Below are 13,396 nucleotides of genomic sequence, written 5' to 3' on the forward strand. Positions count from 1 at the left end.
GAAAAACAATAAATATGGCGATTTTTTGTTAATAAAGCTAAACTGGCTACCTTTAACATTTTTTAAGTATTTTTACCAATTATTTTGGAAAATTTGCGGAATTTTATTCTTGTATTCTTGTTTCTTTTCATGGGCACATTGGTAACAAATGCTCAGATTTTCTCATGGAAGAACCCCAATATTCCCGAAGACACCATAAAAAAGGATAGTATTTTAGCAGCAAGGCTTGAACAGGATATTTTTTCAAAGGACACACTGGATTTCGTAAGAACAAGAAACAGAATAATTGTAGATGAGGCCGTACTTGCCAAAAATGACAAAAAAAGGTTCTTAGGCGAGCTTAACTCAAAAGGTTCCATCATCCGGGGAATTACCTTCGGAAACAATCAGGGACAATCTGTACAAAGTTCAATGGACCTTCAGATATCGGGAAGACTTTCTAAAGACGTTACCATCCTTGCGAGTATTTCTGATCATAACCTTCCCATCCAGGCTGATGGTTATACTCAAACACTCGAAGAGTTCGATAAAATCTACATGCAGCTGAACATTAAGGATAAGTCCATCCTTAGAGCGGGACATCTGGATTTGGTGGAAGCTAAGAATTATTTTGCAAAATATCAGCGACGTAGCATGGGACTTGAGTTCCAGACGGAATTTGGGAATGAAAACAAAACATTTGTAGATGTTTCAATGGGTGTGGCCCGAAGTGAGTTTCACAGGGTACGTTTTCAAGGGGTTGAAGGTAACCAGGGCCCTTATCGTTTAACGGGAAAAAATGGAGAGCAGTTCATTACTCTGATTTCAGGATCTGAACAGGTATTTATTGACGGAATATTAATGAAGCGTGGTGAAAACCAGGATTACATCATAAATTACAACACCGGTGAAGTTACTTTCACCAGTTTCCGACCAATTTTCCAACAGAACTTTATTACTATTTCTTACAATTACACCAACAGAAACTATTCCAGATATCTTTTCACAGGAAAAGTGGAACACCGTAGAGAGAAAATGAAGGTAGGCTTAAGCTGGTTCATGGAAAACGATAATAAAAATGCACCGCTTGCTCTGAATTTATCTAAAGAGGATGAGCAAATTCTGGCCAATGCCGGAAATGATCCTAATCTGATGTATGCCCCGTCAGGAGTCATTACAGAATATGATGTTAATAAGATCCTATATCGATTGGTTCAGAATTCAGGAGTCAGCCATTATGAATTTTCCACTAATTCTGCCGAAACACTTTACCAGGTATCATTTACTTATTTTGGCCCTAATCTGGGAGATTATAAATTATCCCAGACCACAAATAACGGTCGTGTTTTTGAATATACAGGACCAAATTCAGGAGATTACAGAGCAGTAAGAAAACTGCCTTCACCCCAGAAATCGCAGGTGTTTTCTGTCAATTCAGAGTTTTTGCTTAAAGAGGGTAAAATTGGCGCTGATATATCTTTAAGTAACTACGATGTCAATCTATTTTCTTCGAAGGATTCCGATCAGAATATAGGCTATGCAGGCCGGATTTACGGGAATAAAACTTTCACCAAAAATAACTGGAAAGGAACACCAAGTTTTGAATATCAATATATAGATAAGCAATTTCACATTCTTGATAGAATTAATGATGTGGAATTTTCCAGAGATTTCAACTTAGCTCAGGAATTCAGCCAGAAAACGCAGAACAGATTCATATTCAGCTTCCTTAACAAGTGGAATAACAAATCAACTTTAAATTATCGCCTTAACTATCTGGATGAACAAAACTCATACAAAGGTTTTAAAAATGATCTTGATTTTGGCTGGATTAAAGGAAAGTTTTTCACAAAGGGAAATCTGTCTTACTTAAGTACCAATGCTATTCTCCAGGACACGAAGTTCATACGAGGGGGAGCTTCTACAGAATATACCGGAAAAAAAGGAAGCTGGGCCTTTGGTGGAAGTATGGAACATAACGAAAAAAAATACAATGATTCTCAGCTGATGGATGTCACCAGTTTCAGCTGGAAAGAGCTTTTTCTTCAAAAGAAGATTGGTGACAGTACAAGAACAAAATTGCTTGCGAAAGTATATATGAGAGATAATGATTCAGTTCGTGACAACAGGCTGCAGAATATGAATAATATCCTGGGAGTCATGGCGGAAAGTCAACTGATCAAAAATGAAAAAACAACCTTAAATGTGTTAGTGCATTACAGGAAGTTTTTCTATCAGATTCAGGATATGCAAACAAGTCGAAACAATGATTTTGTTGTTGGGAACATTCTTTATAATCAGCAGCTTTTCAGAAATGGTATGCGTTTACAGGCATTCTATGAACTCGGAAACGGACAGGAAGCACAAAGAGAGTTCCAATATATCAAAGTAACCGATGGACAGGGAGTTTACAAATGGACGGATTACAATGGGGATGGCATCCAGCAGCTCGATGAATTTGAGATTGCCGAATATTCCGATCTGGCCAAGTACATCCGGGTATACACCAATTCTGTCCGGTATATCCCATCCAACAAGAATAAATTACAGCTGGCGTTGTTTGTTAACCCGGCCATTGTCCTTAATTCTGAAAATGCATTTTTAAAACGGTGGAATTTTAATATTTCCTTGAATTCTCAAAACTCTTTTTATAAAAAAGATAAGGTACTGGTCATCAATCCGTTCGAAAAAAACAGCGACCAGATTCTAAAAAATCAAAATATCCTGGCTTCCGTACAGTTTAACCCTACGGAAAAATCGGGTTGGAATGGAAATTACCGGTTCATTTCGAATGATAATCTCATCAATGCCAATTTCAGTAATGAAGAACGGGAGCAGACCTCCCACTTCCTGAATTTAGGATATTGGTTCAATAAAGAATTCAGGGTCGATTGGGAAAATTCCGTTCATGATATTAAAAATTCTTCACAATTATTTGCAACCAGGGATTACAGACTGAATAACTTTGAAACCAAGCCAAAAGCCACCTATAAATTCACAGACGCCATACAGGCTGAGCTTTCCTCCGCCTTCCGCCAGAAACAGAGAATAGACGGAGAGGAGTTACTAAAAGCTTTTGACGTTACAGGAACCATACAATGGGAGCGTAAAAAAACCTCTATCAGAGGAAATTTCTCATTCATCAACAACAACTTTACCGGAAACAACTTCAGTATTGTAGGAAATCAGATGCTGGACGGCCTTAAGCCTGGAAAAAATCAGGTTTGGAGTGTCTTTATTCAGCAGGCAATCAACTCATTCTTACAGCTGAACCTGAATTATGAAGGACGTAATTCCGGAGACCGTACCATACATATTGGTAGCATGCAGGTAAAAGCAAGCTTTTAAAAATTTAAGTCCCAGGCTTAATTCTTTTTGTTCCTATCTTAAGACGCTTATTGTATCCAATTGGGTTCTCAAACTCATCATTCACACCAATAGATAATATCAGTCTTTATGAAAGTTTAGAATTTCGTAAATTTGCACCATGATAAAAATAGGCAACATAGAACTGCCGGAATTTCCGCTTTTACTGGCTCCTATGGAGGACGTGAGTGATCCACCATTCAGACGTTTGTGCAAAATGCATGGAGCTGATATGATGTACTCGGAGTTTATTTCTTCCGAGGGCTTAATTCGTGATGCAATAAAGAGCCGTAAAAAACTTGATATTTTCGATTATGAGAGACCAGTCGGAATACAGATTTTTGGAGGTGATGAGGAGGCTATGGCCATGTCTGCAAGAATTGTGGAAACAGTAAATCCTGATTTGGTAGATATCAATTTCGGATGCCCTGTTAAAAAAGTAGTTTGCAAAGGAGCGGGAGCAGGAGTACTAAAAGATATAGACCTGATGGTTCGTCTTACAAAAGCTGTTGTAAGCTCTACGCACCTGCCTGTAACTGTAAAGACCCGTTTAGGATGGGACAGTACTTCTATTAATATTGATGAAGTAGCAGAACGTTTACAGGAAACAGGTATTAAAGCTTTAACCATACACGCAAGAACAAGAGCCCAGATGTATAAAGGGGAAGCTGATTGGGAACATATTTCAAGAATAAAACAAAATCCTAATATTGAAATTCCTATTTTCGGAAACGGTGATATTGACTCTCCGGAAAAAGCATTGGAATACAAACAAAAATACGCTTGTGACGGTGTAATGATTGGCCGTGCCGCTATAGGATATCCATGGATTTTTAATGAAATCAAACATTTCTTTAGAACCGGAGAAAATCTTCCTGAACCCACTATTTCAGATAGGCTACTGGCGGTTCGTCAGCATGCGGAATGGAGTGCGGAGTGGAAAGGTGAAAGATTAGGCCTGATAGAAATGAGACAGCATTACAGCAACTATTTCCGTGGTGTTCCTCATTTCAAAGAATTCAGAAAAAAATTCCTTGAAGTATTCACTCTTGCTGAGATGGATGCTCTGATCAAAGAAACCCAACATTTCTACGAAGAATATCAGGAAAAAGTATAAAATAAAAAAACCATCAGATGCTGATGGTTTTTTTTATAATTATAATTGAATTATTTTTTAGTAAGCTTCAGAGGCTGACTGATTTTTGATTAAAGATAGAGCTGAAGAAGTTCCTATCCTCTTTACTCCCATCCCGATCATTTTCTCCGCATCTTCAGGTGTTCTTACTCCACCAGCTGCTTTTACAGGAAGTCTGCCGGCGTTATCAAGCATTATTCTGATACCTTCGAAAGTAGCCCCATTTGGCTTTCCATCTGTAGTTTCATAAAAACCGGTAGAAGACTTTACAAAAATGGAAGATAAGTCCTGGTCAGAAAAATTTTCTGCTGCCCATTCTGAGATATGTTTAGTAAGGTCTGCAATTTGTTCATTGGTTAAAGCGGCAATTTCAATAATCCATTTTGCTACTTTATGATGTTGTACACATAATGCAGTACATTGTATAAATTCTTTTTTTACTAAATCTACATCTCCATTGAGATAAGCATTATAATTAATCACAAAATCCAGTTCGTCGGCTCCGTCATTAATTGCCTTTGTTGCTTCTGCCATCTTTTCTTCCACAGAATACGTTCCTTCGTGGAAACCAATCACAGTACCAACAACAACATTTGAGTTCTTTTCCAGAATATATTTTTTGATCGCGGATACATAATCCGGACGGATCATCACTGCAAAAATACCATTATCAATAGCTTCCTGCGTAAGATCTATATCTTTCTGTAAAGTTTCATTTTCTGAAATCCCGGACTGTGCAGGAGTTTTCAGGTATGTTGAATCCAAATATTGGGCAATATTCATAACTTATTATACTTTCAGTTGTCTGCTTATTCCCTGTTCCAGAGATATAAATGTTTCGGTTCTTGTTACACCTTTTAACTTTTGAAGTTTACTAAGGATCTGCATCAAATGGTCGTTGTCTTTACAAAGAACTTTAAGGAAAATAGTGTAATTTCCTGTGGTGTAATGAGCTTCTACTACTTCATTAACTTCTTTTAAAGATTTTACTACATCTGGGTAGTGGCTAGGCTGATCCAAAAAGATTCCGATATAAGAAATAACTTTATATCCTATTTTTTTTGGATTTAAAAATGAAATAGAATTCTCAATAACTCCCGCGTGCTCAAGCTTTTTGATTCTTTGGTGCACCGCAGTTGTCGAAATCCCTACATGTTTTGAGATATGGGCTAAAGAAGTTTTAGCATTATCCATCAGCATGTAGATAATTTCTTTGTCGATTGAGTCTAAATGATAGCTAGCATTTGTTGAATTTTTCATCTTGTAATTTTTTTTATTATTTATGTTTTTTTTATTCTTTAAATTTTACAAAAACCGGAAAATGATCACTATATCCACCTAAATATCGCGTACCTGCATATGTTCTGAAAGGTCGACCTGAAAATTGTTTATTCCGGCTGCTTATCTTTTCAGATTTAAATATTTCGGCACTTTGAAATGACAATCCTATATTGTTCTGATCATTGAAAAATGACTTCGACAATATAATCTGATCAAACAATAAGCCAGATTTATAATGAAAAGTAGAAAAATTTCCTGTTGAAAACAATTCATTAAACGGATTTTCTAATATTTTATTATGATTATCATCATAAAGGATATTAGTTAAATTTTCATCATCCGGATTTTCATTAAAATCGCCGCACAAAACAACATGCTCATTGCTGCTATTCACAATATTTAAAATTCTGTTACGAATTTCTGCTAATATAAAGTCTCTCTTAGGCTTATTAACATCTTTTTCTCTCTTTGAGGGAAGGTGAGCGATAAAGACATTAATAATCTCTCCTTTATATTTTAATTTTGAATAGAGTACATCTCTAGTTGTATCGTAATATTCTGTGTTTTTATTTTTAATTTCAAAAAAGAATGTAATAGCCTCCGAGTCTATTACTTCTATTTTGCTTTTATCATATAGCATAGCTACATCTACCTTTCTTTCATCCATGGAGTTATAATGCACAATTCCAAATTCAGAATGAAAAGGATCCATCTTCACAAGATCTTCCAGTACTTTCCTTCCGGAAACTTCGGACAGACCAATTAAAAATGGTAAGACTCCATTTTCTTCTTTGATCAATTGAAATACATTTGCTATCTTGAAAAGCTTATTATTATATTTACGTTCATCCCAATTCCTCAAACCCGATTTCGTCGGATCTAATTTATGAATTGGTTTTATGTCCGGTAAAAATAAATTTTCTACATTATAAAAAGTAAAAAGCTCCATCAACACATATTTCTATTCAATCAATAGTTTTAATTTTGAAATTACGAATTTTCCCCGGGTTAAATTACGAAATATTCGTTTTGATTTTGTCTTAAAAAGAAATTTTTTTCAAACAGTTTAATCAAATCAATATAATATATTAAAACTTTTAACAAATTCGTTTTAAAATCGCACAAAACAAAATCAAAACAGCAAATAATACTTAATATTAATTAAAAACAACTATAAAAACATAATAGTTGTTATTTTATTATTCTGCTTTCTATAGCAATTATTATTCCATTTTTATATGAAATTGCAAAAAAAGAAAAAAAACAGGACGAAATTTAAAAATATGATCAATAAATTATAGCAAGTCAGGACGTTTCTCTTTTGTTATTCTTACGGCCTCTTCATGTCTCCATTCTTCTATTTGCTTAAAATTCCCGCTTAACAAAACCTTAGGAACCTCCAATCCTTTATAATTTTCCGGTCTTGTATAAATCGGAGGTGAAAGAAGATCATCCTGAAAACTATCCGTTAAAGCACTCTGTTCATCGTTAAGCACTCCCGGAATCAGCCGGATGATAGAGTCAGCCAAGACACACGCCGCAAGTTCTCCCCCGGTTAGAACATAATCTCCGATTGAAATCTCTTTGGTAACATGCAGATCTCTTACTCTTTGATCGATTCCTTTATAATGTCCGCAAATAAAAATCAGGTTATTTTTTATAGAAAGGGAGTTTGCAATTTTCTGATTAAGGGTAACCCCATCAGGGGTAAGATAGATTACCTCATCATAACTTCTCTCTGACTTAAGTTGGGAGATGCATTTATCCAATGGCTCAACCATCATTACCATACCGGCTCCTCCTCCATAAGGCTCATCATCGATTTGCCTGTGCTTGTTTATTGCCCATTCTCTCAGATGGTGAAAATGTACTTCTACTAACCCTTTTTCCATTGCTCTTCTCAAAATAGAAGTCTGAAATGGACTTTCCATCAACTCAGGAAGTACGCTTATAATATCAATTCTCATTGTAATGTTCCATTTTTCTTAGTAGGTGAGATAATGAGCCTCAGGGACGAATCTTTATTAAAATAGCTCCACATCCAATTAAAAAATACCGCCAGCTTATTTCTTACACTTAAAATAAGCATTAAGTGTAAAAACATCCAGAAATACCATGCCAGGAACCCCTGAAATTTAATAAATGGCAAATCTACTACTGCCCGATGTTTTCCAATGGTTGCCAAAGAACCCTTATCTTTATACTCGTATTCTTTCCACTCACTTTCATTGCTTTTCAAAAGATTTTTACCCAGATTTTTTGCCTGATTTATCGCTACATTCGCAACCTGAGGTTGACCATGCGGATATTTAGGCGTTTCCATATAAGCAATATCTCCGATCGCAAAAATGTTATCGTATCCTTTAACTCTGTTATATCGATCTACTATATATCTGTTTCTGATTAATTTTTCTTCAGGAAATCCTTCTACTACATTTCCTGTAACACCTGCAGCCCAGATCACATTGTTCGAAGGGATTTCTTTTCCACTTTTCATCATTACCTTATCTCCGTTATATTCGGTAACAACTTCTCCACTTAGAAAAGTTACCCCCAGGTCCTTAAGGTATTTTTCAGATTTATTCTGAGCTTCGTCACTCATTACGGCAAGTGGTTTTTCCGTCGAACTGACCAGAATAATTTTAAGCTGGTCAAAATTCATGTAAGGATAATCCCTCGGCAGGATTTCTTTTTTCATTTCGGCAAAGGCTCCAGCCAGTTCTACACCGGTGGGACCACTACCTACAATAACGATGTTCCAGTTTCCATCGTCACTTCTGCTTTTCTCAAGAATTAGTTTCTCAAAAGTCATTAAGACATGATTTCTGATACTAATCGCTTCCTGAGTATTTTTCATTCCAAAAGCTTTACCCTCCAGATCTTTATTCCCAAAGAAATTAGTCTTACAGCCGGTTGCGATAATTAATTTATCATAACGAAACTCTGCTTCATCGGTAATCACTTTATTCTGAGAAGGATCGATCTCTTTAACATCTGTCAAACGAAATTGAATATTTCTGGATCTCTGGAAAATTTTCCTGAACGGAAAGGAAATATTGGAAGGTTCAATCCTTCCACACGCTACCTGATAAAAAAGCGGCTGAAACATATGATGGTTTACCCTGTCGAGAACAATTACTTTTTTATTTTTATTGTTCAGTGTTTTCGCAAGTTGTAGCCCCGCAAAACCTCCTCCGATGATGATGATCTTTTCGCGTGTTTCCATAGTATACAAATTTACAGATTTTATTTAGCATTTTACTTGTTAAAAAGTTAGTTTTGCAAAACTTTATGACGAAAAAAAAGTACACCAAAAAAGCGGCCAAAAACATTCATAATAAAAGACGGAAAAACTATTTATTTCGTCGAAAGATTTTATTGGCTATTCTTATCGTAGCACTTATTGGCACAGGTTTTTACCTTAAACAATCCATCAGTTACTATTATGCTTTGTACTTTAATAAGTTTACCCATAAAAAGCTTCATAATAATGAAAAGGAAACTCTGAGAATTCAAAAAATCCTCACTGATAATCTCGATAAAACATACGGATTCGATATTTCCCATTATCAAAATAAAGAAGATATCAAATGGGATAGTTTAAGCATTGGAAACAAAACCATTCCGTTGGAATTTGTGGTTATGAGGGCTACCATGGGAAATAAAAATGCTGATAAACATTTTGATGAATTCTGGTCCCAGGCCAAAAAGCATGAGCTTATAAGAGGCGCATATCACTTTTACAGAGCAGATGAAGACCCTATTATTCAGGCTAATAACTTTCTTGACAATGTAAAGCTGGAAACCGGAGACCTCCCTCCTATTCTGGACATTGAAAAAATTCCAAAACGAAAAACCAATAAAAAACTGGTTGAAGACCTTAAGGTATGGTGCAAAATCATAGAAGAGACATATGGTACAAAACCCATTATCTATACTTACTACCATTATTATAAAGATTTTCTGAAAGGTGAATTCGACGGATATCCTCTGTGGCTGGCAAATTATAATGATGTACCCACTCCGTCTCCTGATGACGCTTGGGATTTCTGGCAATTTACTGAAAACGGAATCGTCCACGGAATCAATACTAAAGTTGACCTGGATATGTACAATGGTAGTTCCTGGTCTTTGAAAAGAATGACATTGGATTAATTATTTCCCCAAAAACTTCATCATATCTTCATTCAGCTGTTGAGCTTCTTCAAACGGCACAAAATGGGTTGCATTTTTGTATATCCTTAGTTTTGCATTCGGAATTTCTCTGGCGATCAATTCGGTATGGTCTTTTTTTATCACATCATTTTCACCCGCTATAACCAACACGGGATTATGGATTTTATGTAAAGATCCTGTACTGATGTTAGGTTCCTTGAGCATAATCTTTAAAATCCTGGTCTGATTAAACTTTTGAGGATTATTTTCAATTTCTAAAACCTGAAATTCTGTTTTCATATGGTCTACAAGACGCTTATCTACACCATCAGGCTGAATGTTAGCTCCGATAATCACTAATTTGTTCACCCGTTCAGGGTATTTCAGAACAAACTCCAGGGCTGTATTCCCGCCATCACTCCAGCCTGCTATATGTATCTTTTCAAGTCCTAAATGATCAATCACCATTTTAAGGTCATCGGCAAATCCCGAATAAGTCAAATCTTTTTTCGATGAATCTGTACTTTTTCCCTGACCTCTCGTATCTAAAGCAATAACTTTGTAATGCTTGGAAAGAACAGGAATCTGCTGATAAAAATCTTTAATACTTCCCGAATTTCCATGCAGCAATACCAGTGGTTCTCCTTCACCATATACCTCATAGTATAAATCTGCATTTTTCACTTTAACTATTTTACCTATGTCCTGATTTTTACCATAACCTGATTGATCTGCCTCACCAACATATTTGCTAAGGTCGGGAATCAGATCAGCAAGACTCTCATCCTCCAATTGTTCTTCCATATTTTTTCCTGTTTTATCTACTTTTACATCGATATTTATCGCAGGAGCAGCTAAGGTTACTTTTTGCCATTCCCCGTAAAACTTCCTCAGGAAGCCTGTTCTGAAGAGAGCTGCACTGATATTCACTTTACCGTTAAACTCCTGTAAAAACTGAATTCCTATAAAAAATTTACCCTGTACCCAAATATTACGATCATCAACACTCAATGTATATGTTCCGGATTGTATCATATCTTCTGTAAGCTTTACTGTAATCTCTTCATTGAGGATGTTCTTGTCTGGAAAACCATTCTTTTCACTATAAATACTGTAACGCATTAACACGGGCCTGTCGGAAACATAACTTGCAATATTCAGGTTGATATTCTTTATTTTTGATCTTTTGTTTGCATTAAATTCCAATGCTGTTTCACCCAAAAAGTCTTCCTTCTTAAATTGTGGATTTACAGAGTACATGACACTTTTCGTCTTTGTATTGACACCCCAGTTTTTATCTACTAACTTTTTAGGGGACAATTTCACTTCCCGGATATGCTGTACTTTTTCCTTTAAAAAAATCTTTTGTGTACTGTTTTTTATAAAATCCTGAAAACCTACTGTATAACTATCATATCCCGGAACTTCTATCCTTATCTTTCCTGAAGTATTCACCTTGGAAAGGTCAATAGTAAAATTACCTTTCTCATCGGAAATTACACCTATATTTTCTTTTTCAACTCCTATTTTAACATATGGAATAGGCTGGTTTTCGTCTCTCGAAAGGACAGTTCCTGAAATTATCTGGGCATTAGCAAACACCACACAGAATAGGAACAATGAGGAATTAAGTTTTTTCATGGTAAAGGTTTGACACAAAAATCTTTATTTACAGGATTAAAAGCTCATAACATATTATTAAATTTTATCTTTGTTTAGTTAAATTTTTCAAAAGCAATACGATAAGCTATCGTAGTAAGACCTTATTAGCTTTGATTTTATAATTCAACATGAGACAGACAATTCCCACCTACGATCTCAGTACGATCTCCGATCATGGTTTTATTGTGGAAAGAATCACGGACCGAATCAACAGTTCGGAGGATAATCTTTTAGATAAAGGAATCCACAGGGATAGTCATTATATCTTTACATTTCTCCAAACCGGACATGTAAAAATGATGGTGGATTTTAAAATCATTGAGGCTAAAAACGGACATATTTACTGTGTTTTACCTGGTCAGGTCCATCAGGGGCTTCTTATGAATAATGCTTGTGGATGGTTCATTGCTTTAAACGTTGATCTGGTTCCTGACTTTGTCCGCTCAGCTTTTGAAGAATATCTCGTGGATATTATGCCTTTACCTGTAAGCAATTCCGAGTCTGAAAAATTCAACAAATTGGCTCAGGTTCTTTTTGAATCATGCACAAAAGAGATGATGGCCACAAAAGAAAATTTCTTTATCATAAAATCTTTGCTTAATGCTTATACCGGAATGTTTGCATCTCACTTTCTGAATGAAAGCTCTCATAAAAAACAAAAAGAAAACAGAACATTAGAGCTGGCCAGACAATTCAGGATCCTGGTAAGAAAAAATTTCATTACACAGAAAAGCGCATCTGGGTATGCAGAAATCATGAACATTTCACCAGGATATTTAACTGAGGTAATCAGCAAGGCAACAGGAAAATCTCCATCATACTGGATTCAACAGGAAGTTTTGATAGAAGCTAAAAGATTATTGTTTTTCACCAATTGCACGGTTAAAGAAATAGCCTATCAGCTTGGATATAATGATCACACTTACTTTTCACGTCTCTTTTCCAGATCGGAAGGAGTCTCTCCATTATCTTTCCGTGATAAAAGCAAAAAGTAATTCGTAAACCACGAATAGTCCAACCAATTCCATAAAATGGCCATTGATATTTTTGTCATTTGCAGCTTCCTTTGCAATAAAATATCATTATGTCTAGTTTACCAAAATGGATCAACGACGCTGTTGAAAATCTATTACCATCAAAATTTAAAGACTGTACCGTTACAAAAGCTACCTATATTTCAGATGATCTTAAACAGATAACTTTTGAAACCGACCTTTCAGATGTTTACTTTGAGCCTGCATATGCGGTAGGCTTCCGTATCAATGACCGGGATTTCAGAAACTATTCCCCTTTTCATTTTGATAAAGAAAAAGGAAATTTTGATATCCTTTTCCATGTACATGACACCCAAGCTGCAGGATGTCACTTCATCAACCAACTGACAGCCGGGGATTCTATTAAAATGATTATACCGCGTGGAAAAAGATTCTTTGATCATGAGGCTAAAATTCATTTTTCAATCGGAGATGAGACTTCCCTGGGAAGTTCAATTGCCATCCGGGAGGCCGCAGAAAAAACTTCAAAATCCTTTGTTTGCCTGCATGAGCTTGAAGATCCTTTAAGCCTTGAAAAACTTGATTTACACGGCTACTATACTTCTAAAAACAACTGGATGGCAATATTAAATCAAATCAATGAATTTCTCCACGAAGAGCGAAAAGCCATTGAAAACCAAGAAGTCACGTTTTATTTGACAGGAAACGGAAAAACGATGTCCTTTTTACGCAGATATCTGAAAGAAAAAGGTGTTCATTCCACCAATTTAAGATCACAGGCTTATTGGATCGAAGGTAAAAAAGGATTATAAATTAGCAAACA

Annotated in this window: 11 protein-coding genes; 5 read left to right on the forward strand and 6 right to left on the reverse strand. The window is 35.7% G+C overall.

Features of this window, described 5'->3' with window-relative positions; translation table 11 throughout:
• Positions 1–129: 129 nt before the first annotated feature.
• Together ACNFU2_RS10495 and dusB are read left to right on the forward strand one after the other, a co-directional pair.
• The gene (locus ACNFU2_RS10495) at positions 130–3,327 is read left to right on the forward strand and encodes a hypothetical protein (RefSeq protein ID WP_273649370.1); all 3,198 of its coding nucleotides are present in this window, start codon (positions 130–132) and stop codon (positions 3,325–3,327) included.
• Between the two features lie 139 nt (positions 3,328–3,466).
• Entirely contained in the window at positions 3,467–4,462 is a 996-nt protein-coding gene (dusB, locus tag ACNFU2_RS10500) for a tRNA dihydrouridine synthase DusB (RefSeq protein WP_273649371.1), read from the forward strand.
• Between the two features lie 57 nt (positions 4,463–4,519).
• Here the strand turns inward: dusB and deoC are convergent, their stop codons facing one another.
• The 5 genes from deoC to ACNFU2_RS10525 all read right to left on the reverse strand — a co-directional run bounded on the left by deoC (position 4,520) and on the right by ACNFU2_RS10525 (position 8,987).
• Positions 4,520–5,263, reverse strand: a complete 744-nt coding sequence (gene deoC / locus ACNFU2_RS10505) for a deoxyribose-phosphate aldolase (RefSeq protein WP_273649374.1) — start codon at positions 5,261–5,263, stop codon at positions 4,520–4,522.
• Positions 5,264–5,269: 6 nt separating this feature from the next.
• A complete protein-coding gene (locus tag ACNFU2_RS10510) occupies positions 5,270–5,740 on the reverse strand; it encodes an Lrp/AsnC ligand binding domain-containing protein (protein WP_172280401.1) in 471 nt (156 codons plus the stop codon).
• Positions 5,741–5,771: 31 nt separating this feature from the next.
• Positions 5,772–6,710, reverse strand: a complete 939-nt coding sequence (locus tag ACNFU2_RS10515; protein WP_273649376.1) for an endonuclease/exonuclease/phosphatase family protein — start codon at positions 6,708–6,710, stop codon at positions 5,772–5,774.
• A gap of 346 nt (positions 6,711–7,056) precedes the next feature.
• Entirely contained in the window at positions 7,057–7,728 is a 672-nt protein-coding gene (gene trmD, locus ACNFU2_RS10520) for a tRNA (guanosine(37)-N1)-methyltransferase TrmD (protein WP_273649377.1), read from the reverse strand.
• Positions 7,725–8,987 (reverse strand): NAD(P)/FAD-dependent oxidoreductase, encoded by a 1,263-nt coding sequence (locus ACNFU2_RS10525; protein WP_273649379.1) that lies wholly within the window; start codon positions 8,985–8,987, stop codon positions 7,725–7,727. The genes trmD and ACNFU2_RS10525 overlap by 4 nt, the downstream gene beginning before the upstream one ends.
• Positions 8,988–9,052: 65 nt before the next feature.
• Here ACNFU2_RS10525 and ACNFU2_RS10530 point away from each other — a divergent pair, with 65 nt between their 5' ends.
• Entirely contained in the window at positions 9,053–9,916 is an 864-nt protein-coding gene (locus ACNFU2_RS10530; RefSeq protein WP_418124849.1) for a glycoside hydrolase family 25 protein, read from the forward strand.
• On the opposite strand, the gene ACNFU2_RS10535 is transcribed toward ACNFU2_RS10530, so the two are convergent.
• Complete coding sequence (locus tag ACNFU2_RS10535; RefSeq protein WP_418124851.1) at positions 9,917–11,557, reverse strand: alpha/beta fold hydrolase; 1,641 nt, start codon at positions 11,555–11,557, stop codon at positions 9,917–9,919.
• A 149-nt stretch (positions 11,558–11,706) separates the two neighbouring features.
• On the opposite strand from ACNFU2_RS10535, the gene ACNFU2_RS10540 reads away from it, so the two are divergent.
• A complete protein-coding gene (locus ACNFU2_RS10540; protein WP_418124853.1) occupies positions 11,707–12,573 on the forward strand; it encodes a helix-turn-helix domain-containing protein in 867 nt (288 codons plus the stop codon).
• A gap of 89 nt (positions 12,574–12,662) precedes the next feature.
• Positions 12,663–13,385 carry an SIP domain-containing protein gene (locus ACNFU2_RS10545; protein WP_418124854.1) on the forward strand — a complete coding sequence of 241 codons (723 nt, stop codon included), beginning with the start codon at positions 12,663–12,665 and terminating at the stop codon, positions 13,383–13,385.
• Positions 13,386–13,396: the final 11 nt, after the last annotated feature.

It is taken from the genome of Chryseobacterium sp. PTM-20240506, from assembly GCF_048296755.1.
Classification (GTDB): Bacteria; Bacteroidota; Bacteroidia; order Flavobacteriales; family Weeksellaceae; genus Chryseobacterium; species Chryseobacterium proteolyticum.

Bases quoted from the DNA above. Each gene is read 5' to 3' on its own strand.
- ACNFU2_RS10495 (WP_273649370.1), top strand. From the start codon at position 130: ATGGGCACATTGGTAACAAATGCTCAGATTTTCTCATGGAAGAACCCC.
- dusB (WP_273649371.1), top strand. From the start codon at position 3,467: ATGATAAAAATAGGCAACATAGAACTGCCGGAATTTCCGCTTTTACTG.
- deoC (WP_273649374.1), bottom strand. From the start codon at position 5,263: ATGAATATTGCCCAATATTTGGATTCAACATACCTGAAAACTCCTGCA.
- ACNFU2_RS10510 (WP_172280401.1), bottom strand. From the start codon at position 5,740: ATGAAAAATTCAACAAATGCTAGCTATCATTTAGACTCAATCGACAAA.
- ACNFU2_RS10515 (WP_273649376.1), bottom strand. From the start codon at position 6,710: ATGGAGCTTTTTACTTTTTATAATGTAGAAAATTTATTTTTACCGGAC.
- trmD (WP_273649377.1), bottom strand. From the start codon at position 7,728: ATGAGAATTGATATTATAAGCGTACTTCCTGAGTTGATGGAAAGTCCA.
- ACNFU2_RS10525 (WP_273649379.1), bottom strand. From the start codon at position 8,987: ATGGAAACACGCGAAAAGATCATCATCATCGGAGGAGGTTTTGCGGGG.
- ACNFU2_RS10530 (WP_418124849.1), top strand. From the start codon at position 9,053: ATGACGAAAAAAAAGTACACCAAAAAAGCGGCCAAAAACATTCATAAT.
- ACNFU2_RS10535 (WP_418124851.1), bottom strand. From the start codon at position 11,557: ATGAAAAAACTTAATTCCTCATTGTTCCTATTCTGTGTGGTGTTTGCT.
- ACNFU2_RS10540 (WP_418124853.1), top strand. From the start codon at position 11,707: ATGAGACAGACAATTCCCACCTACGATCTCAGTACGATCTCCGATCAT.
- ACNFU2_RS10545 (WP_418124854.1), top strand. From the start codon at position 12,663: ATGTCTAGTTTACCAAAATGGATCAACGACGCTGTTGAAAATCTATTA.